General features: G+C 68.0%; 19 protein-coding genes. 9 read left to right on the top strand and 10 right to left on the bottom strand.

All coding sequences use genetic code 11. The features are described 5' to 3' along the window. Positions 1–135 precede the first annotated feature (135 nt). A complete protein-coding gene (locus tag BW39_RS19515; protein ID WP_043823778.1) occupies positions 136–2400 on the top strand; it encodes a DUF3300 domain-containing protein in 2265 nt (754 codons plus the stop codon). Positions 2401–2519: 119 nt separating this feature from the next. Continuing rightward, positions 2520–3392 (top strand): peptidoglycan DD-metalloendopeptidase family protein, encoded by an 873-nt coding sequence (locus tag BW39_RS19510; RefSeq protein ID WP_034391556.1) that lies wholly within the window; start codon positions 2520–2522, stop codon positions 3390–3392. 22 nt (positions 3393–3414) lie between these two features. Here the strand turns inward: BW39_RS19510 and BW39_RS19505 are convergent, their stop codons facing one another. Beyond that, positions 3415–3993 carry a DUF2242 domain-containing protein gene (locus BW39_RS19505; RefSeq protein ID WP_013803394.1) on the bottom strand — a complete coding sequence of 193 codons (579 nt, stop codon included), beginning with the start codon at positions 3991–3993 and terminating at the stop codon, positions 3415–3417. Between BW39_RS19505 and BW39_RS31560 the strand changes: the two genes are divergently transcribed. Next, positions 3992–4180, top strand: coding sequence for a hypothetical protein (locus BW39_RS31560; RefSeq protein WP_148078915.1), 189 nt, complete (start codon positions 3992–3994; stop codon positions 4178–4180). The genes BW39_RS19505 and BW39_RS31560 overlap by 2 nt on opposite strands. Before the next feature lie 145 nt (positions 4181–4325). Further along, a complete protein-coding gene (locus BW39_RS19500) occupies positions 4326–5168 on the top strand; it encodes an META and DUF4377 domain-containing protein (RefSeq protein WP_043823777.1) in 843 nt (280 codons plus the stop codon). Between the two features lie 61 nt (positions 5169–5229). Here BW39_RS19500 and cls read toward each other — a convergent pair whose 3' ends face one another. Next, positions 5230–6678, bottom strand: coding sequence for a cardiolipin synthase (gene cls / locus BW39_RS19495; protein WP_043823776.1), 1449 nt, complete (start codon positions 6676–6678; stop codon positions 5230–5232). Positions 6679–7044: 366 nt separating this feature from the next. Next, positions 7045–7392, bottom strand: a complete 348-nt coding sequence (locus BW39_RS19490) for a MoaF-related domain-containing protein (protein ID WP_012204400.1) — start codon at positions 7390–7392, stop codon at positions 7045–7047. A gap of 90 nt (positions 7393–7482) precedes the next feature. Here BW39_RS19490 and BW39_RS19485 point away from each other — a divergent pair, with 90 nt between their 5' ends. Next, positions 7483–8856, top strand: a complete 1374-nt coding sequence (locus BW39_RS19485; RefSeq protein ID WP_043823775.1) for an MFS transporter — start codon at positions 7483–7485, stop codon at positions 8854–8856. A 1-nt stretch (position 8857) separates the two neighbouring features. Here BW39_RS19485 and BW39_RS19480 read toward each other — a convergent pair whose 3' ends face one another. Further along, positions 8858–9856, bottom strand: a complete 999-nt coding sequence (locus BW39_RS19480; RefSeq protein WP_043823774.1) for a diaminopimelate dehydrogenase — start codon at positions 9854–9856, stop codon at positions 8858–8860. A gap of 194 nt (positions 9857–10050) precedes the next feature. Between BW39_RS19480 and BW39_RS19475 the strand changes: the two genes are divergently transcribed. Next, positions 10051–10920 (top strand): pseudouridine synthase, encoded by an 870-nt coding sequence (locus tag BW39_RS19475; protein WP_043823773.1) that lies wholly within the window; start codon positions 10051–10053, stop codon positions 10918–10920. Here the strand turns inward: BW39_RS19475 and BW39_RS19470 are convergent. Further along, entirely contained in the window at positions 10860–11852 is a 993-nt protein-coding gene (locus BW39_RS19470; RefSeq protein ID WP_043823772.1) for a DHH family phosphoesterase, read from the bottom strand. The two genes, BW39_RS19475 and BW39_RS19470, sit on opposite strands and share 61 nt — an antisense overlap. 244 nt (positions 11853–12096) lie before the next feature. Between BW39_RS19470 and BW39_RS19465 the strand changes: the two genes are divergently transcribed. Further along, complete coding sequence (locus tag BW39_RS19465) at positions 12097–13293, top strand: M20 aminoacylase family protein (protein ID WP_043823771.1); 1197 nt, start codon at positions 12097–12099, stop codon at positions 13291–13293. A 43-nt stretch (positions 13294–13336) separates the two neighbouring features. On the opposite strand, the gene BW39_RS19460 is transcribed toward BW39_RS19465, so the two are convergent. Next, positions 13337–15628: a putative bifunctional diguanylate cyclase/phosphodiesterase gene (locus BW39_RS19460; protein WP_043823770.1), complete on the bottom strand. Its 2292-nt coding sequence runs from the start codon at positions 15626–15628 to the stop codon at positions 13337–13339. Between the two features lie 135 nt (positions 15629–15763). Further along, positions 15764–16717 carry a ribosome biogenesis GTPase YlqF gene (ylqF, locus tag BW39_RS19455; RefSeq protein WP_012204393.1) on the bottom strand — a complete coding sequence of 318 codons (954 nt, stop codon included), beginning with the start codon at positions 16715–16717 and terminating at the stop codon, positions 15764–15766. Between the two features lie 167 nt (positions 16718–16884). Between ylqF and BW39_RS19450 the strand changes: the two genes are divergently transcribed. Together BW39_RS19450 and BW39_RS19445 are read left to right on the top strand one after the other, a co-directional pair. Continuing rightward, on the top strand, positions 16885–17127 hold the full coding sequence (locus tag BW39_RS19450) for a hypothetical protein (RefSeq protein ID WP_043823769.1): 243 nt from the start codon (positions 16885–16887) through the stop codon (positions 17125–17127). A gap of 2 nt (positions 17128–17129) precedes the next feature. Beyond that, a complete protein-coding gene (locus BW39_RS19445) occupies positions 17130–17342 on the top strand; it encodes an oxidoreductase-like domain-containing protein (protein WP_012204391.1) in 213 nt (70 codons plus the stop codon). Between the two features lie 7 nt (positions 17343–17349). Here BW39_RS19445 and gshA read toward each other — a convergent pair whose 3' ends face one another. From gshA to BW39_RS19430, 3 genes are all read right to left on the bottom strand, one after another. Continuing rightward, on the bottom strand, positions 17350–18879 hold the full coding sequence (gene gshA / locus BW39_RS19440; protein WP_043823768.1) for a glutamate--cysteine ligase: 1530 nt from the start codon (positions 18877–18879) through the stop codon (positions 17350–17352). 270 nt (positions 18880–19149) lie between these two features. Beyond that, positions 19150–20058, bottom strand: coding sequence for an SDR family NAD(P)-dependent oxidoreductase (locus BW39_RS19435; protein WP_013803405.1), 909 nt, complete (start codon positions 20056–20058; stop codon positions 19150–19152). Positions 20059–20633: 575 nt separating this feature from the next. Next, entirely contained in the window at positions 20634–21059 is a 426-nt protein-coding gene (locus BW39_RS19430) for a hypothetical protein (protein WP_043823767.1), read from the bottom strand. Positions 21060–21162: the final 103 nt, after the last annotated feature.

The following is a 21162-nucleotide window of genomic DNA, read 5'->3' as shown; positions in this document are numbered from 1 at the left end:
CACCGCGTCACAGAAGTTGCGCGGACTGGGGGCATCGGCTGACACGCCGGTGTCAACGCAGGGCGCACTTTGGCGTTCAAATGACATGTGCCTTGCCGCTTCGGCGCGCAAGGCGTTCCTGCCCAGGAGAACGCAATGCTGCAACCCGCCGTGCCCACAGCACGCACCACGGCCCGCTCAACTTCCCACGCTGGCGTCCTGCGCCTGAGCGTGCTGGGCCTGGCCGCCGCCATGGCGCTGAGCGCCTGCAACGAATCCCAGGACAAGCCCCCGCAGGCCGCCAGCGCGCCGCTGCCGCCTGCCACCGAAAGCGCCCAGCCCGTCGCCACGCCCGTGGCCTATGTGCCGCCTTCGGCCGAGACGCTCTACCAGATGGTGGCGCCCATTGCGCTGTACCCCGACAAGCTCGTGGCCCAGGTGCTGGCCGCCTCCACCTATCCCGACCAGGTCGGCGCCGCCGAGGTGTGGATGGGGCAGAACCCCGGCCTCAAGCCCGAGGAACTGCAAAACGCCGTCAACAGCCAGGACTGGGACCCTTCGGTCAAGTCGCTGGCGCAGTTTCCCAATGTGCTGGCACAGCTGTCATCCAACGTTCCCTGGACCACGGCCCTGGGCAAGGCCTACTACAACGATCCGGCCGATGTGATGAACGCCATCCAGGTGATGCGCCAGCGCGCCTACAAGGCCGGCACGCTCAAGGACTCCAGCCGGCTCAAGGTGGCCGTGGCCACGGCCGATGCCCCGCCCCCCGTGCCCCAGCCCGCACCGCAAGCCGTGGGCGAGCCGCTGTCGTCCATGCTGCCCGTGCCAGTGATCGACACACCGCCGCAGTTCATCGAGATCGCACCGGCCCAGCCTGACACCGTCTATGTGCCGCAGTACGACCCCGGCGTTGTTTATGGCGAGCCCGTGCCCATGTACGGCGGCTACCGGCCCATCGTGGCGCCGCAACCCGTGTATGTGGGCAGTTCGGCCGCGCCCGTGGTGGCGGGGCTGATCGGCTTCGGCGCAGGCGTGATCCTGGCCGAGTCCGTGGACCGCCGCCCCTGGGGCTGGAACTCCTGGGGCATGCGCTGGGGCGAGCCCGGCTACCGCTGGCACCGCAACGAGCCGCCGCCACCGCCCTCGCGCCGCCCGGCCGTGATCTACAACAACAACACCTACGTCTCGCGCTCGACCACGGTGGTGCAGAACATCCACAACACGCACATCAACAACGTTGGCAACGTCACCCACATCGCGAACAACCCGCACTTCAAGCCGCGCCGCCCTGACTTCCCGCAGCAGAGCGGTGATCCTCGCTTGGGCGACCCGCGCTCCGGTGACCCTCGTTCTGGTGACCCTCGTTCAGGCGGCATGGCCGCTGCGGCCCTGGCCGGTGCCGCAGGCATGGCCGGCGCCGCCGCCGCAGCGCACTCCGGCATGCCCCAACGCCTGGGCCTGAGGCCGCCACAGGGCGGCCCGCCCCCGTCCGCCCAAGGCATGGTGCCGCCCGGCGGCGCCCAGGGCTTTGCCCGGCACGATGGCGCAGATCGCGGACGCCCGGGCCTCAGGCCTGATGACCGGCCCCAGGCCTCGCTGCAGCCCCGTATGAACCCGGTGCCGGCCTCGCAGCCGGGCCAGTTCGGCAAGTGGCCGCAGTCCCCTCAGTCTGCGCAATCGGCCCCCTCATCCCCACCGGGCGCCGCGCAGCGACCCGCGCCAGCACTGCCTGCGGCAGCCATGCAGGGTGACAGGGGCCGTGACTCCCGCGTGCCTTCCTGGTCTTCCGCAGCCACGCAGCAGGGCGTGAGGCCACAGGACCGGCAGAACGGCCTGGACAGGCAGGACCGCGACCGCTCCATGGCCGATGCAGCGCGCCAGCGCCAGCAGCAACAGCAGCAAATGGAGACGCAGGCCGCCCGCCTTCGCGGCGAGGAACAGGCGCGCCAGCAACAGCAGCGCCAGGCCCAGATGCAGGCCCAGGCGCAGATGCGGGATCAGGCGCGTGACCAGGCCCAGGTTCAGGCACAGGCCCAGGCCCGCCAACAGGCCGAGCGCGATCGCCAGGCCTTGCAGCAGCGCTCCCAGGACCAGGCGCGCCAGCAGCAAATGCAGCAGCAGCAACAGCAGGCACGCGCACAGGAGCAGATGCAGGCAAGGATGCAGGCCCAGCAGCAGGCGCAAAGACAGGCCCAGATGCAGGAGCGGCAGGCGCAGCAGCAAAGACAGCAGCAGTTCGAGGCTGCCCAGCAGCAACGCATGCAGGCCCAGCAAGCACAGCAGGCCCAGGCACAGGCGCGTGCCCAGCAGCAGCAGGCCCGCGCGCAGCAGGAGCAACGCCAGCAACAGCAGCGCATGGCCAACGCGGCCCGCCCACAGGAGCGGCGCGGCGGGCGCGACGAGCGCCGGGACCGTTGAGCGGCGCGCAAGCGCATTTGAATGCCATGGCGTCATGGCGTCATGGCGTTGAGGCGATGGCAAGCTGGCGGCCGGCATGGCGGACAATGGGGCGCTCGACCACAGCCCCCGCTTCCCTCATGCAGATACCGACGACGAATTCCCGCTCCCGCCGACTGTTTGTGCAATCCCTGTGCGCCTCGGGCGCCGGCCTGATGGTCCCGGCCTGGGCCGCTGCGGCCTCCGGGGAATCCCCCTGGCCGCATGACAGCCGCGTGCCCGGTGGCGTGGCCCGCCTGTCGCTGGGGCCATCGGCCCAGCGGCCCCAGGTGCTGGCCGGCGACGTGCCCGTGCTGGTGGTGGGCGACATGATCGAATGGACGGCCGTGGTCGGCATTGCGCTGTCGGTGGCGCCCGGCACGCATGGCGTGACGGTGAAGGGCGAAGGCGCACCGCGCACCCTGCCCTACGAAGTGCGCGACAAGAAATACACCGAGCAGCGCCTGAAGGTCTCGCCCAAGACCGTGGACCTGTCACCCGAGGACGATGCCCGATACCAGCGTGAACGCGCCCACCAGCAGACCATCATGGCGCTGTTCACCGAGCCGCCCGCACGCCCTGGCGACCTGCGCATGCGCCAGCCCGTGCCGGGCCGCCGCAGCAGCAGCTTCGGCCTGCGCCGCGTGTTCAACGGCCAGCCGCGCAATCCGCACAGCGGCATGGACATCGCGGCAGCCACGGGCACCAACGTCGTCGCGCCGCTGCCGGGCAAGGTGGTGGATGTGGGCGACTATTTCTTCAACGGCGGCACCGTGTGGCTGGACCACGGCGGTGGCCTGCTGAGCATGTACTGCCATCTGAGCAGCGTGCAGTGCAAGCTGGGCGATCAGCTGGACACGGGAGATGCCTTCTGCAAGGTCGGCGCCACGGGCCGCGTCACCGGCCCGCACCTGCACTGGGGCGTGATGCTCAACCGTACCATGGTGGACCCGGCGCTGTTCCTGGCGGCGTGAACCGGGCCGGCGCCCGCAGGCGTCAGTGGTTGGCCGAGGGAATGGTGTTCTGCGGCGCCACCGGCGTGGGCACGGCGATGGACTCGCGGTCCTGCGCCAGGTAGCGCGACACCAGCTCGAAGAAGCTGTCGTAGAAACCGCTCTTGGCAATCGTCTCGCTGCCCACCTTGACCATGGAGTCGCTGCCCGAGGAGAACGGCAGCGACACCGACCCCAGCGCACCCACGCCCAGGCTGGCCGAGTTGGCGCTCTTCTTCAAGGTATAGCGGTCCTGCAGCGCCGTGACAAAGCCGATGCTGACCTGGCCATCGGCTGTCTCGGGCACGCAGACCACGCGGATGTTCATCTGCAGGTTCAGTTCGGGGTCGGGCTGGAAGCTCTTGCTGCCCTCTATGAGTTCGGCCGTGCGCGCCATGGCGATGTAGCCCTGGCTCAGCAGCGCGCGGCGCGCGGCCTCGCAGGTCTGGGCCGGCGAGGCATCGAACATGCGCGAGAAGGTCTCGGTGGAGCCGAAGCTCTCCTGCACGGGCACATGCTGGGGAATGGTCGAGCCGCAGCCCGCAAGCATTGCAATGATGGCCAAAGCTCCCGCGTAGCGCATGCCACGCACCCTGTTTGCTGCACTCCAACGTCGATACACGAACCTGCTCCTTGCTGCGGCGCCGCAGCCTGCGGATGGCATGGCGGCTGGCCGCCTATTCTCACCTGAGCGCAACGCATCGGCCGGCAACTTTGCAGCAATCCGTTTTTTCCGCCTGCATCAAATAGATGCAAAGGAATGTGAATAGCGCCCCGTTCTGACAGGCGCCGCCCCGCATCTGCGTTATGGTGCCCCGGTTCGGCCAGGGCCGGCGCGGCACATGCCGCACCAGGGCTGCCACCAGCCCGCCGCGCCTGAGCCTGTCTCCGTACCCATCAACCAAGGAATTCAACATGAAGCCAAGCTGGACCTGGTGCCTGCCCGTGATCGTCACCATGGGGCTCGGCGCCTGCAGCCATATCGACAAGGGTGGCAACGCCGAAGAAGGCGCCAAGACCCAGGCGTCGGCCCCTGCCGGCCCACCCGGTGATGCCCAATCGCTGACCGCCTACCACTGGAATCTTCGCCAGGCCTTCACGCCCCAGGGCACCGAAGACCAGAGCTGGTTCCTGACCGCCGCCTCGCGCAAGCGGCCCCTGCAACTGGAATTCGCCGACCAGCGCCTGGCCGTCAAGAACCTGTGCAACGTGGTGACCACGGGCTACCGCACCGAAGGCAACCGCATCGCCACCCAACGCGCCGCCAGCACGCTGATGGCCTGCGACGACGACCAACTGATGGCGCTGGAGCAAAAGGTGGCCCGCATCCTGCCCACGGCCAAGCAATGGTCCGTGCAACTGGGCGAAGGCAAGCAGCCTGCGCGCCTGACGCTCACCTTCATCGACGGCACGCGCTGGCAGTTCGACGGCTCGCCCACGGCCCAGACCCAGTACGGCAGCGCCGGCGAGCGCATCTTCCTGGAAGTGGCACCCCAGCGCACGGCCTGCAATCACCCGCTGATCAAGGACTTCCAGTGCCTGCGCGTGCGCGAGATCCGCTACGGCGACAACGGCGTGAAGACCTCCACCGGCGAGTGGGAGAACTTCTACAGCGAGATCGAGGGCTACAAGCACGAACTCGGCATCCGCAACGTGCTGCGCATCCAGCGCTACAAGCGCCAGAACGTGCCCGCCGACGCATCGGCCTACGCCTATGTGCTGGACATGGTGGTCGAGAGCGAGCGCGTGGGCCGCTGAGCGCGTCTGCCTCCCAACAGCCCTGAAGGCCTGCATTGCGCAGGCCTTTTTCTTTGCAGGCTCACAGCACCGGGCTCAGCATTGCCAGCAGGTTGTTCCAGATGCGGCGGCCCCAGTGCCAGGCGTGGACCTGGGCGGCGGTGATGCGGTCGGACTGGCGGATGTAGTCGCCCTGGCGCTGGCGGATGGCGCGGGTCACGGCCTCGTCCTGCAGCAGCACGTTGTTCTCGAAGTTCAGGTCGAAGCTGCGCAGGTCCAGGTTGGTGGAGCCCACGAGGGCCACCTGCCCGTCCACGCACAGGGTCTTGGCATGCAGCAGGCCGGGGCGGAATTCATGGAGGATGACGCCGGCCCGCAGCAGGTAGCGGTAGGTGCTGCGGCTGGCCGCGCCCACGATCCAGGAATCGTTGCGCGCCGGCAGGATGAGCGTGACCTGCACGCCGCGCCAGGCGGCGGCGCACAGGGCCTCCAGCACCGTGGCATCGGGGATGAAATAGGGCGTGGAGATCACCACTTCGCGCCGCGCACTGGCCAGCAGGGTGGACACCAGCTGCGAGGTGGAGCGCGGCCGCTCGGCCGGGCCTTCGGCAATGACGACGGCGGCAAAGCCTTCGGCGGGCATGTCGGCCGGCCCCGCTTCAGGTCCGGCGGCCAGGGGCATGGACAGTCCATGGTCTGCGCTGCGCGCCTGCGCCCAGTCGCTGGCAAAGACCTGCTGCATCTGCGCCACCACCGGGCCTTGCAAGCGCAGCATGATATCGACCCAGGGCGCGTAGCGGGCCTTCACGGCGAAGGCCTCGTCCGCGCAGTTCTGGCTGCCGCAATAGGTGATGGCACCATCGATCACGGTGATCTTGCGGTGGTTGCGCAGGTCCAGCCGGCTGGTGAACATCACGCGGATCGGATGGCTGGTGGGCAGGGCCACAGCCAGCTGCACGCCCGCCTGGGCCATCTGCTGCCAGAGGTCGGAGCGCAGCAGCGCGCGCGAGCCCAGCCCGTCCACCATGGCGCGGCAGACCACGCCACGCCGGGCCGCGCGCACCAGCGCCTGGGCCACGGCCGTTCCCGTGTCATCGGCCAGCCAGATGTAGTAGAGCACGTTGATCTCGTGACGGGCGGCCTCCATGTCGGCCAGCATGCGCGCGCGGGCCTGGGCACCATCGGCCATGAGCTGCGCGGCATGGCCCGGCTGTACGGGAAAGCGGTTGATGGACGCCGCATAGCCAAAGGCCGCCTGCCATTGCGGCGCGATGCCCGCCACCGGCACGCCGCTGCCCGTGACCGGGGCGCCGGGCGCAAAGTCCTGCACCTTGCGGTACCGGGCCCGGCCTCGGCGGCGCAGCGTCACCTCGCCAAACAGGTAGTACAGCGCGCAGCTCGCATAGGGGAGCAGCACGATGACGGTGAGCCAGCCCATGCGCACGTCGGGCCGCACATCGTCGCGCAACAGGATGCGCAGGCCAAAGCCTGCAATGAGCAGCAGATGCAATGCAAGAAACAGCCAGGTCATGCAGCCAGCATAGCCGGGGGCCTTGCGGACGGGATTGGGCGGAAGGGATGTTTCACGGCGGCAAACCTGGATCTGCGCGCGGCCGGCCTCGCCTCAGGCAATGAACCGGAATTCCATGCACCCGCCGATCCTTGGATTCAACGATAGTGCACACCCACATTCCAGGAACTTTTCCGCAGCATGACGAAAATGACCGCAGCGTGACGGTTATGCCCAGCGACTGTGGGCCTGCCTGTGGACAAGCTTCGGGACAACCCTGCATTGCCGCGCCAGCCATGGGTTTGCCGCAGGCGCTGAAAAAACAGGCAGATCGCGCAGATGCCGCAATGTTTCACGCGGCCGGGCTGCGCCGTGCAGGCGGGCGCCTCAACGGAAGCGGAAACGGCCTTCGACGAACATGGAGGAGCGGTGGCCGCCTTCGCTGGCCGGGTCGGCAAACGACCAGAAGGCCTGCACCGTGCCCTGGGCCGTATCGATGACCTGGCTGACGGTGAAGCCCGTTTTCTCGATCCAGTTGAGGAAGTGCAGGCTGTCGCTGACCTGCAGGTAGCTGAGCCGTTCGCAGCCATCGGATACATGGCCCAGGGAATCGACCACATGCCAGACCATCTGGCCTTGCGGCGTGTACCGCACATCAGCCTTGCTGTCGGGGAAGTCGATGACCGCTTCGCGCCCGATCAAGGTGCCGGCGTATTGCATGGACAACATGGACATGGTGTGTTGCTCCTCTGATGCGGGGTTCTGGCCTGACCCGTGATGGCATATTCTCGCGCCGCGCCGCGGGTGTTTGTGGGAGCAGACCGCATGCCTTCGTCGGCAGCGTGGAGCGGGCACAACGGCCAGCAAGGCGCCGGCATTTCGCAGATACTGCGCGTGCTCCTCCACGGATATCCGATCTTGCCCTCCTCCCCGCTTCCCCCCTCATCGGCCGACAGCCCCGCTGCCGGCCTGCGCAGCAGCGCCTTCGTCCCCTTCGTCATGGCGCGCATGCTGTCCATGTTCGCCCAGCAGATGCAGGCGGTGGTCGTGGCCTGGCAGGTGTATGACCTGACGCGCGACCCCATGTCCCTGGCCTACGTGGGACTGGCCCAGTTCCTGCCCATGCTGGCGCTGCTGATTCCGGCAGGCGACCTCAGCGACCGCATGAGCCGCAAGCGCCTGCTGTCGGGCAGCTGGACCGTGGCTGCCCTGTGCTCCCTGCTGCTGCTGTGGCTGTCCTGGCACGAGGGCGCGGCCGCGCACGATGTGCACTGGATCTATGCCGTGCTGGTGCTGTTCGGCTGCAGCCGCGCCTTCACGGGGCCGGCCCTGCAAAGCCTGCTGCCGCAGATCGTGCCGCGCGAGCAGCTGGCTCAGGCGCTGGCCACCAACAGCATGCTGATGCGCACGGCCGCCATTGCGGCGCCTGTGCTGGGCGGAGTGCTCTACGCCTGGGGCGGCGCCGTGCTGACCTATGCGGTCTGCGGCGTCTCCCTGGTGCTGGCCGTGCTGCTGCTGGGCACGGTGCCCGTGCGCTTTGCCGGGGCCATGGCGCCGGCGGGCGGCTCGCTGTGGCAGCGCTTTGGCGAAGGCATCCATTTCATCCGCACGCGCCCCATCATCCTGGGCACGATTTCGCTGGACCTGTTCGCCGTGCTGCTGGGCGGCGTGGTGGCCCTGCTGCCCGTGTATGCGCACGAGGTGCTCAAGGTCGGCCCCGAAGGCCTGGGCCTGCTGCGCTCGTCCATGACCGTGGGCGAGGTGGCCATGGGCCTGTGGCTCTCGGCCCGTCCCATCCAGCGCCATGTGGGCCGCGTGATGTTCGCCGCCGTGGCCATCTTCGGCGTGGCCAACCTGGTGTTTGCGCTGTCGCACTGGTTCTGGCTGTCCATCGCCGCCCTGATGCTGGCCGGCGCGGCCGACATGGTGAGTGTCTACATCCGCTCGGCCCTGGTGCAGTTTTCCACGCCCGACTCCATGCGCGGGCGCGTGAACGCGGTGAACATGCTGTTCATCGGTTCGTCCAACGAACTGGGCGAATTCCGCGCCGGCACCAGCGCCGCCTGGCTGGGCGCCGTGCCAGCTGCCGTGGTGGGCAGCCTGTGCACGCTGGGCGTGGTCGGCAGCTGGATGACCCTGTTCAAGCCGCTGCGTGATGTGGACCGGCTGGAAGACGCGGCCCGCGTGGGCCAGGGCTAGGCTAGAGAAGTGCGGCGCGCAGCTCGGCCGCACTCCTGGGCGACAGCAGGCCGGGCGCCACGTCAAACACGGTCTTGCAGCCCGTCTGCCCCGACTGCTGCAGCCTGTGCACGGCGCGCGCATAGGCCACGAGCACGCTGGCCGTGAATTCCGGATTGCTGTCCAGCTGCAGGCGGTATTCGATGGAGTGGTGCAGCCCCTGCGAGCTGCGGCCGCTGCGGATGACGAATCCGCCATGCGGCATGGCCGCATGGTCACGGGCCAGTTCCTCGGCGCTGATGAAATGCACCGTGGTGTCGTATTCGTCGAAGTAATGCGGCATGCCGGTGATGGCCTGGCGCACGCCATCGGCATCGGCCCCCTGCTCCAGCACCACAAAGCACTCGCGCCGGTGGCGCTCGCGCGCAGACAGTTCGGGCCGCACGCCGCTGCGCACGCGCTGCACGGCCTCGTCCACGGGAATGGTGTACTGCACACCGCCGGCCACACCGGGAATGCGGCGGATGGCGTCCGAGTGCCCCTGGCTCAGGCCCTTGCCCCAGAAGGTGTAGGTGGCGCCATCGGGCAGCAGGGCCTCGCCCATGAGGCGTTGCAGGGAGAACATGCCCGGGTCCCAGCCCGCCGAGATCAGCGCCGTGGTGCCGGCTGCGCGGGCGGCGGCATCCACCCGGTCGAAATGCTCGGGAATGCGCGCATGGGTGTCGAAGCTGTCCACCAGGCTGAAATGCGCGGCCAGCGCGGGCGACTGCTGCGGCAGGTCGTCCTTGGAGCCGCCGCACAGCACCAGCACGTCGATGCCGGCGCGATGGGCCAGCAGGCTGTCCATGCCGTGCACGGGCGTGCCGGGCTGCAGCGGACACAGCCGGGCCGGATCACGGCGGGTGTAGATGCCGGCCAGCACCATGTCGGGGTTGCGGGCAATGGCCGCCTCCACGCCACGGCCGAGGTTGCCGTGGCCGACGATGGCGATGCGGATGGGAGCGGTGCTGCGATGGTCCATGCGGTGTGGTGCGTTGCGTTTGAGAGGGTTTCAGAAACTCCGGTTCACGCGGCGGCGCAGAACCAGGCGCGATCTTGCATCGCCCTGAAGCCGCCAGTCGTGCAATGACAGGCAGCACTGCGTTGCCCTGCACGGGGGTAGTGCACGGGGGCCTGCATTGGCGGTGGGCGGACAGCGCCTACACTCACGCCCTCATGTTCCAGCCTTCATCCATCCCCTCCCTGGCCCAGCCGCCAGAGCCCGACGACGCGCCGCTGCACATCCTCTGGCGCGACGAGCATCTGGTGGCGGTCTACAAGCCCGCAGGCTGGCTGGTGCACCGCACGGGACTGGACGCGCACGAGACGCGCTTTGTGCTGCAGACCCTGCGCGACCAGTTGGGCTGCCATGTGTACCCCGCGCACCGGCTGGACAAGGGCACCTGCGGCGTGCTGGTCATGGCCTTGCATGCCCAGGCCGCCCAGCGGCTGGGCCAGGCCTTTGCCGGGCAGGAAGTGCGCAAGCAATACCTGGCGCTGGTGCGGGGCTGGCTGCCGGATGCGGTGGAGGTGGACCACGCGCTCAGGCCCGACGATGCGCCCGAGGACGCCCCAGCCCAGCCCGCACAGACTTCGCTGCGCTGCCTGGCGCGCCTGGAGTGGCCCGAGGCCTTTGACCCGCGCCACGCGGCCACGCGGGTCTCGCTGGTCGAGGCCCTGCCCGCCACGGGCCGGCGCCACCAGATACGCCGTCATCTCAAGCATGTGGCCCATCCCATCATTGGCGACGCCACGCATGGCAAGGGGCCGCTGAACCGCTGGTGGGCCGAGCGGCTGGGCCTGCAGCGGCTGTGGCTGCACGCCCATGCGCTGGAGCTGGCGCACCCGATAACGGGCGAGACGCTGCGCTTCGAGGCCGACTGGCGGCAACTGGGCCATGTGGCCGATGTGCAGCACTGGCGCGCGCTGTGCGCCCTGCCCGGCTGGCAGGCCTGTGCGGGCCTGCCAGCAACGGCCCGGCCGGATCAGACAGCTTCGGCAGGCGCGCCCGTTTCAGGCTGCTCCATCAGCGGCGCTGCCACGTAGGCGTAGTCGGCCGAGGCATCGGCCTTGAGCACGCCAGACAGCAGCTCCACCAGGCGTTCGTTGCCCATCTTGAAGCCGCAGGCCTGGGCATGGCCACCGCCGCCAAAGCTCTCGGCCAGCGGAATGCAGTTGAACTCCGAGCGCGAGCGCAGGCCGATCTTCACGCCCTTGGTGCTGGCATGCCACATCAGCGCGAAGCTGCCGCTCTGGCGCGCCAGCAGGTCGCCGACCTGGCTGTGGAACATGCCCGGGCAGTTGACCATCAGCCCTTGCATGCCGTTGAAGACCAGGGGCTGGGCCGCCTCGGAAATGTCGGCGCACAGCTTCTGGAATTTTTCGTCCATGGCGCCGCCGCGCGCCATGAAGGCGGCTTCCTGCTCGGGCGTGAAGGCCGCGATCTCGGCCCAGCGCTCGAAGCTGCGCGGCTCCATGTCCAGCGCCGCGAGAAAGCCCGCGCTCTCGGCGAATTCCCACTTCCAGATGTCGCGGTCCTCGATGAAGCGGATCAGGCCAGGCACGGGCTTGTCGGCCTGGAAGAACTCCCAGGCCAGGCGCGCGCCGGACTTGTTCATGTCGAAGTGCACGACGCCGCAGCGGCACTGGTAGCCGCTCAGCTTTTCGGCAGCGCTCTTGTGGTGGTCCAGCACCACGAGCTTGGAAACGCGCGACTCGATCTCGGCCATGAGCTCGGGCTCGAAGGCGAAGTCCAGCACGTAGACGGCGCGGCCGGCCAGCTCGCCCAGGTCGTCGGCCTTCTGGATCTCGCCATGGTCCAGGCCCCGGAATTCGGCCTGCCCGCCGTAGTACAGCCAGGCCGCCAGCGCCGCGCCGTAGCCGTCCGGGCAGCGGCGGCCATGGTAGAGGATCAGGGGCTGGGGATCGTCATGCTCGGGGCGCACGAACAATTGCAGGGGCAGGATGGTGTTTTTCATGATGGGGGCGATTGTCGGTCCTGGCGCCATTCCCCTGCACTTGCTCCAGCGCCCGGGCACCCTGGGCAGCCGGGCATTGCGCGGGCTGCTCGCAAGGAACGTAGCGCAAAGCCTGGGCAGCACAAGGCCTATCGCCCCGGCAGGCGCCGCAGGCAAACCCCAGGACCTATCATGTCCGCCTTGTCATTGAATTGCTGCGACCGCCTGCGGACCCGCTGGGCGTGCAGGCCGCCGCGGCCCCTGTATGCGATCCACACCCGACATCACCCCCCACCTCGGCTCCCTGCTGAAGTTCCGCCACGACCTGCATGCCAACCCCGAGTTGCGCTACGAGGAGCACCGCACCGGCGACAAGGTGGCGGCCTACCTGATGGCGCTGGGACTGCAGGTGCACCGCGGGCTGGGCAGGACCGGCGTGGTGGCAAGCATCCACGGCCGGGGGCGCAGCGCCGCCAACCCGGGCCGCAGCATCGGCATACGAGCCGACATGGATGCGCTGCCGGTGACGGAGCTCAACGCCTTCAGCCACGCCAGCCAGAACCCGGGCTGCATGCATGCCTGCGGCCATGACGGCCACACGACCATGCTGCTGGGCGCGGCCACGCTGCTGGCGCAGCAGCCGGATTTCGATGGATCGGTGCACCTGATCTTCCAGCCCGCCGAGGAAGGCGGCGCAGGCGCCAAGGCCATGATGGAGGACGGCCTGTTCGACCGCTTCCCCTGCGAGGCCGTGTTCGCGCTGCACAACTGGCCTGCCCTGCCTGCCGGCGAGATGGCGGTGCGCGTGGGGCCCATCATGGCCTCCACGCTGCGTTTCGAGATCCGTGTGCACGGCAAGGGCGGGCACGCTGCCATGCCCCACACCACGCTGGACCCGATTCCCGTGGCCTGCGCCATCGTCGGCCAGTTGCAGACCCTGGTGTCGCGCAGCACCGATCCGCTGGACAGCGCCGTGCTCACCGTGGGCAAGATCACCAGCGGCACAGTGGAGAACATCATTCCCGACGAGGCCAGCATCTTCGGCACGGTGCGCGCCCTCAGGACCGAGACGCAGCAGATGTTCATCGAAGGCATGCAGCGCATCAGCGAGCATGTGGCGGCCGCCCATCTGTGCCGCGCCGAGTTCATTCTCAAGCCCGGCTATCCCAACACCACCAACCACGCGCACGAGGCCCGCTTCATGGCCGACGTGATGCGCGAGGCGGTGGGCGAGGACCGCACCCACGCCGACATCCTGCCGGCCATGACGGCCGAGGACTTCGGCTTCATGCTGGAGGCCGTGCCCGGCGCCTATGGCTGGATAGGCAACGGCCCCGCCACGGGCGAGCCCGGCGTGGGCCTGCACAACCCCGGCTACGACTTCAACGACGACAACCTGGGGCGCGGCGCACGCTTCTGGGACCTGCTGGCGCGCCGCTGGCTGGAACAGTCCAGGACCTGAACGCCGTCATACGCAGGCTCTTGGGCTGGCCTCACGCCGGCTTTCACACGCCGGCAGGCGCACCCAGCTGCAGATCCACCCACTCGACCGCCGGCAGGGGCCGGCCGTAGTGGTAGCCCTGGAACAGCACGTCCTGATTCCAGGCCCGCAGCGTGCCGGCCTGCTCTTCGGTCTCCACTCCTTCGGCCACCACGCGCAGGCGCAGGCGTCTGGCCAGCAGCAGGATCGCCTCGACCATGGCGGCATTGCCCGGCGAGGTATGGCAGTCCTGCACAAAGGACTTGTCGATCTTGAGTTCACGGAATGGCAGCCGCTGCAGATAGGCCAGCGATGAATAGCCGGTGCCGAAGTCGTCCAGCCCCATCTCCACGCCCAGCAGCTGCAGCTCGGCCATGCGCTCGCGCGCCTCGTCCACATCGCGCATGACCACGCTTTCGGTGACCTCCAGCGTGAGGCGGCGCGGGTCGGCCCCGGTTGCGGCCAGGGTGCGCTTGAGCTTGTCCACCACGTCGGGCTGGCGGAACTGCCGCCAGCTGACGTTGACCGACAGCCGCCAGCCCTGCTGCACGAACTCGGGCCGCACCAGCATGCGGCAGGCCTGCTCCAGCATCCAGTCGCCCAGTTGCACGATCAGGTCCGATTCCTCGGCCACGGGAATGAAATCACCGGGCTCGACCATGCCCAGGCGCGGATGGTTCCAGCGCACCAGCACCTCGGCGCCCACACAGCGCCCCATGTGGTCCACCTGGGACTGCAGATAGGGCTGCAGCTCGCCAGCAGGAATGGCGCGGCGCAAGTCCTTTTCGATGCGAAAGCGCTTGCCCACGGCCTCGGCCATGTCGGGCTGGAAGATGACGACCTGACCGAGCCCGGCCTGCTTGGCCTGGTGCAGGGCCACGCCCGCGCGGCGCAGCACATCGTGGCCACCGCTGTCGGTGCGCGAGGCGGCAAAGCTGGCCGCGCCAATGCTGCAGCTGGCCTGCACTTCCTCGCCGGTTTCCTCCAGCCACAGCGGCCGCTCCAGCGCGTCCTGCAGCACCTGGGCCAGGGCGCGCATGTGCTGATCGACCTCGGCCGCCTCCTGGCCAACCTTCTCCAGCAGCACGGCAAATTCGTCGGCGCCCATGCGGGCCAGCAGCACGCCGTCGGGCAGGGCATCGGCCAGGCGCAGTGCCAGCGCGCCCAGCAGCGCATCGCCGCGCACCGTGCCGCGCACATCGTTGAAGGCGGTGAAGCGGTCCATGTCCAGCAGCAGCAGGCCGTGGCGCGGCTCACCGCCCTTGCCGCCCTCGCGGAATTCGCGCGCCAGCGCGCGCAGGCGCTGGGTCAGCGACAGGCGGTTGGGCAGGCCCGTGAGCGCGTCGAAATGCGCCAGTGCATGGATCTGGCGTTCTGCGCGCATGCGCTCGGACAGATCCTGCTTGAGTTCCACATAGTTGACGATGCTGCCGTCCGAGGCGCGTATGGGCGCCACCAGCACGGCCTCGGGCAGGTCCTCGCCCTGGCGCGTGCGGTTGGTCATCTGGCCGCGCCACAGCGCGCCCCGGCCCAGCTGGTGCAAGGCCTCTTCCCAGGCCGGCGCGTCCAGGCCCATGGTGGAGTAGCGGTGCGTGGGCTGGCCCAGGACCTCGTTGCGCGCAAAGCCGGTGCGCTGCAAGAAGGCCTCGTTCACGTAGACGATGTTCTGGTGCACGTCGGTGATGACGATGCTTTCGGGGTTCTGCTCCACGGCGCGGTAGAACTTGCGCAGATCGTCCTGGTGCTGCTCCAGCGAGCCCAGCGTGTCCTGCAGTTCCTGGGCACGGCGGATCAGGCTGCGCCTTGCCATCAGCGTGACCGTGCCCGTCAGCCCCAGCATGCCCACGAAGTACAGCATGGAGAACACGGGCGAGGTCTCGCGCTGGCCTATCCAGTCAACCCCCTCGCGGCCCGCCACCCAGAACGCGGCCATGGCCAGCACGGACAGCACCAGCATGGCCAGCGTGGTGCGCACGCCCAGCACCCAGGCGCACATGACGAGCAAGGCCGGAAAGGCCAGCACCGAGCTGCTTTGCACGCCGCCCGTGGCAGCCACCACGGTCACGGCTGCCACCCAGGTGCCCCAGACCAGAAGATTGGAGGCCAGCTTCCAGTGCCGGCGCCAGCCCAGCAGCACGGCGCCGAAGCTCACGCCGGCGGCAACCAGGTTAAGCCGCACGCTGGGCCAGGGAACGGGGTCCTGCGTCAGAAGCGCCATGGCCAGGAGCACGGTGAGGCTGGTGATCCATAGGCTGCCGACCAGAACGACCCGGCGCAGGGACAAATGGATTTCCGCCTCGACTCGATGACGCCGCATGAAAAGCCCCAACAGAGAAAGAACACTCAACATGCTAGCGGTCGGCGCCGCCTGCGGCTGTGGTGGTTGTGCCACCGCCCCGGTCGGACGCCCTCTTGCACCAAACGGGGTATGCCGGCGCCGGCCGGCGGTGCCTCAGGGCGCGCTTTTGCGCTCGCGCGGGGGGCGCTTGCGCGCCTTGCTGGCGTCCTTGCGCGCCTGGCGCTCGGCATCGCGTTCCTGGCCCACGGCCAGCCACTGCGCGTATTCGTCGGGCGTCTCCAGCGTGATGCGGCCCAGGATCGCTCCTCGGAAATCCGTGAGCACCAGCTCGGCAGCTTTTTGCAGATTGACACGTCCGCCGCTCATCATGGCGCCGCGGCGCCGGCCGATGGCGTCCAGCAGCTCGTCGTCATGCAGGGCGGCAATGCGTTCGTTGTCCAGGCCCAGCTTGTAGCGCGCCTCCAGCAGGTCCGCGTAGTTCTTCTGCAGATAGCCCAGCAGCTCCAGCGCCACCAGTTCCTCGTCATAGGCGTTGCGGCCCACGGCGCCGCTGGCGGCCAGGTTGTAGCCGCTTTGCTCGACGATGATGCGCGGCCACAGCATGCCGGGCGTGTCCCAGAGGTAGAAGTCGTCGGCCAGCACGATGCGCTGCTCCAGCTTGGTGATGCCGGCCTCGTCCCCCGTCTTGGCCTGCCGCTTGCCGCTCATGGAGTTGATCAGCGTGGACTTGCCCACGTTGGGAATGCCGCAGATCAGCACGCGCATGGGCTTGGCCATGCCACCACGGTTGGGGGCCAGCAGCTTGCAGGCCTCGATCAGCCGGCGCGTGGGTGCGGGCTCGGAAGCGTCCAGCGCAATGGCGCGCGTGTCGCTCTGGGCGTTGTACCAGTCCAGCCACAGCGGCGTGCGCGCGGCATCGGCCAGATCCTGCTTGTTGAGCACCTGCAGGCGCGGCTTGTGGCCCGTCAGCTCCTGCAGCAGCGGGTTGCTGCTCGACCCCGGCAGGCGCGCATCCAGCACTTCGATGACCACATCGATTTCCTTGACGCGCTCGGTGATCACCTTGCGCGTGAGATTCATGTGACCGGGGAACCACTGTATGGCCATGGGATTACTTTCTGGGAAACGGGGGAACTGGCAGGGGCGCAAGGATAATTCATGGCTTGCGCAGACAGGATGGAACAGCGCGCTGCGCCCCAGCGCAAACCGCAGGCTTCATTCTTTCTTGCGCAAGCCGCAATTGTCCCCCGCTTTTACGCCCCGCCTCACTGCCTATGTCCTTGCCCGATACCCCCTCTTCCCGCTCCGCCTCGCGCAAGGCCGACATCGAACTGTTGATCAAGGGAGTGACCTGCGCCGTGATCGGCCTGGTGATTCTGCTGGCGCCGCAGTTCATGGCACCCGGGGGCATCGTGCAGATGATGGCCCAGTCGTACCTGGTCGGCTGGTTCGCCCTGCTGCTGGGCACGGCCTTCATCGTGCTGTTTGTGGTGCGCCGCAGCAAGGCGCGGCGCTGAGCATGGTGCAGGGCCCGCTGGAGCAGGCGCTGTCGCAGATCGGGCTTTGGCAGCAGCGCGCCCAGGCTGCAGGCATTGCGCTGCGCCCGGCGCCGCCCCAGCCCACCAGTTGCTGCGGCCGCGGCTGCAACGGCTGCGTCTGGGAAGGCTTCTACGACGCCGTGCTGTTCTGGTGCGAGGATGCAGGCCAGGCCCTGAGCGGCGGACCTGGCTGAGGCACGGTCAGCGCAGGTTCTCGGGCGACATGTAGCGCAGGCGCCATTCCTCGAAGGACAGCGTGTCTGCGGCCTCGATGTCGCGCTGGTCCTGCACGGACTGCGCCGACCATTGCTCGAAGCGCTGCTGCTGCGCCTGGCTCCAGGGCAGGGCCAGCAGCGAATCGCGGGCCTGCTCGGAACGGGCCAGCGTGAAGCGCGAGAAGCTGTTGCCGTACTCGCCCGTCAGCTCGCCCAGCACATGGGCCGACGGCGTGCGCTCGGGATGCTCCAGGCGTTCCAGCGCCTGGGCCAGCGCGGCACTGTAATCCTGCGTGCCGTGCGTGCTGTCCAGCGCCTGGGCATAGGGGCGGCACTGGTCCAGCACTTCATGGGCCCAGTCGCGCAGCGGCACCTCGCGGCCCGCGCGCACCAGTTGCAGGCCGGGCTCGCGGCCACGCTCGGCGGTCAGGTGCTGGTTGTGCTTGAGTTCGGCGATCTCGGCCGGCGTATCGGGCGGGCTGTCGGCATTCAGGCAGTGCAGCAGGAACACGTCCAGCATGCGCATGGTGGGGGCGGCAATGCCCACATCCTCGAAGGGATCGAGATCCATCAGGCGCACTTCCACATACTCCACGCCGCGCTCGCGCAGGGCATGCAGCGGGCGCTCGCCACGGCTGACGGTGCGCTTGGGGCGGATGGTGCCGTAGAACTCGTTCTCGATCTGCAGCAGACCCGTGCCCAGCTGGTTGTAGTCGCCGCCGGGATTGCGCACGCCCAGCATCTCGTAGGCCGGGTAGGGATGGGTCAGCGCCTCATGCAGCGAATTCGCATAGCCTTCCAGGCCGTTGTAGCTGACGTTGATGCTGGCCTGCGCATCGCTCTGGTAGCCCAGGCGGCCCATGCGCAGCGAGGTGGCATGGGGCAGGTACAGCGCCTGGCCCGTATTGCCCAGCGGCTTCAGGCCATGCTCGCGCCCCTCGACGAAACAGGGACACAGCGCGGGCGATGCGCCGTACAGATACAGCAGCACGAAGGCATGGCGCCGGAAGTTGCGGATCAGCGAGAAATACTGCTCGCTGGCCACGCCGGGCAGCGACCAGTTGTAGTGGATGCCCGAGATGGTCTGCATGCGCCGGCCATAGCGATGGCCCAGCCCCATGCGGTACACGCTCTTGGATCGACCCGAATGCGAGGAGCCATAGCGCGCCAGCGGAATCGTCTCGTCCGTGGGCAGCTGGCAGGGCATGCTGGACGACCACAGCATCTCGCCGCCCGCATCGCGCAGGCTGCGCAGCACGAACTGGTGGATCTGCACCAGCTCGTCCAGGCATTCCTGCACGCCCAGGCGCGCGCCCGTGATCAGCTCGATCTGCGATTCGCTGTAGTCGGTGGTGATGTGCGGATGCGTGAGCGCCGAGCCCAGTGCCAGGGGATGCGGCGTCAGCGCCAGGCTGCCGGAAGGCAGCACGCGCAGGCCCTCCTTTTCTATGCCACGGCGTATGCCCTTGAGCCGCTGGGGATCGGGAACCGCCATGGATGCCTGCGATGTTTTCATTCTTGTTTACCGATTCGTTGATGGGCACCGGCCCACACGGAAACCACCAGGATTCCCGGCGGACCCGACCCGGACGCCGAATGATAGAGAAACGGCAGGAAACGCGATGGCGCCTGTCCGCTTAACCACGCGTTTTGGCCTGTTGCCCCGCATGGCACCGCCGCGAGCGAAAGGAATATGTCAGAGTTTCGCCCTCCCGGCCGGCCCCGTCTTGACGCCGGGCAAGGGCTGGCCGGCCAGCGGTGAAATCACTTGCCGGCCCCCGCTTCATCAACGGGCAGCGGCCATGGCCTTGCCCACTTCCAGCGTGCCCTGCGCGGCGCCGCTGGCGGGCACCTGTTCGCCGCTGCGGTCCAGCACCTGGGCCAGTTGCGCAGCCAGTTGCTCCGGCACCTGATCGCCCTGGCCCAGATACACGCCTTCGGTCAGCGTGATGAAGGCCGCCTCGAAGCCGCCCGCGCCTGCGCACAGCGTGGTACGTGTGGGCGCACTTTCGTGGGCCAGCACCAGCATGGCGGGCACCACGGCCTCGGGCTTGAGTGCGGCCAGCACGGCCTCGGGCATCAGGCCTTCCGTCATGCGGGTGGCCGCCGTAGGGGCCAGCGCATTCACATGGATGCCGTGCTTGGCGCCTTCGATGGCCAGCGTCTGCATGAGGCCGACCTGGGCCAGCTTGGCCGCGCCGTAGTTGGCCTGGCCGAAGTTGCCATACAGGCCCGTGGACGAGGTGGTCATCACGATGCGCCCGTAGTTCTGCGCCTGCATGTGCGGCCACACGGCCTTGCAGCAATGGGCGGCGCCCATCAGGTGCACTTCCACCACCAGGCGGAAATCATCCATGTCCATCTTGGCGAAGCTCTTGTCGCGCAGGATGCCGGCGTTGTTGACCAGGATGTCCACGCGGCCCCAGGCATCGACGGCCTGCTGCACCATGGCCTGCACGGCCGCGAAATCGGTGACCGATGCGCCGTTGGCCAGCGCCTGGCCGCCTGCCGCGCGGATCTCGTCCACCACGGCCTGGGCCGCCGTGGCCGAGCCGCCGCTGCCATCCACCGCGCCGCCCAGATCATTGACCAGCACCTTGGCGCCGCGCGCCGCCAGCGCCAGCGCATGCAGACGCCCCAGGCCGCCGCCGGCCCCCGTCACGATGGCCACGCGGCCTTCAAACTCAATCGCCATGGAGATGCTCCCTTTGTTGCATTGGATGCCGGCTCCGCCCGCCGGATGGCAAGGCGCCGGTCACCCAGCAATGTAGACGGACGCCGCCTTCATTCCGGTTGCCCAAGCGACTGCGGCAGGCCCGCCAGCCTTGTCCCCACCATTGCGTGACAAGCCTGTGGACAACCATGTGCTGGCCCGGGACTGGTGACCCAAGCGGTTGTTTTGAATGGATTTTTTTCTTTTGCCTATTTTTTAATCAAATCCACAAGTCGTCTGCCCGACTTATCCCGTCTCACCCTGAACAATCTTGTGAACAACTTTCACAGCAGGCGGGATAAGCCACATAAGCCATTGATTCAAAAGGAAAACATGCAACATGCTTAAAAAACAGGCAGAAGACCCCGGATTTTCGGGCCGCGTCCCGCTTATCCACCGCGCAACCCGCATGTACGCATTTACCCCCATTCGGACTGGACAAGCATGTGGACAAGCCGCCAAAAATGCCAAATTCGCAACATAAGTCATTGATTTGTCAAACAAGCCTGCCAATTGCTCAAAAAACAGGCAAACCTGTGCTTCACAGCCGGACGCGTTCAAACGCCTTGCGACCCGCTCCCCTCACAGGCCTCATCTCGCGCATGCGCTGCAAGCGCCCCGCAGACGGCACCGGCAACCAGGGGAAAGACATAGACGCTGAGGGATCTGGGAAACGGCGTGCCGGAGGTCGCTGCAAAGCATGCCGCCAGCGCAGCGACACCGCTCACCGCACCCAGCACGGCGCCGAACTCCCTGGTGCTCAGTACCTGGAGCAGGCCCCTGAGAGGCCAGCCGACCACATAGATCACCCCCGCCAAAGCGGCAGGAACAGCTCCTATGCCATAGCCAAACAGGACGAGCAGCCAGTTCACCGAAAGGGACGGCACACCGTCCGCACCCAGAAGCATCACGGTCAGCACGCCCACACCGGGACCGACCAGCAGGAAGACAACCACAGGCAGGAGGTAGGGCTTGATATGCATGGCGCCAAGCCTAGCGCACCGCCGACCGCTGACCGCTGTCCGGGAGACCCACCCCAACCCAGCCCCCTGGCGCCAGACATGGCCCGAGACAGGGTACAAACAC

It is taken from the genome of Delftia sp. RIT313 (assembly GCF_000632165.1).
In the GTDB taxonomy this organism is placed as follows: domain Bacteria; phylum Pseudomonadota; class Gammaproteobacteria; order Burkholderiales; family Burkholderiaceae_C; genus Comamonas; species Comamonas acidovorans.
The sequence above is the reverse complement of the archived record's forward strand: the minus strand, read 5'-3'. Positions and strand labels throughout refer to the sequence as shown.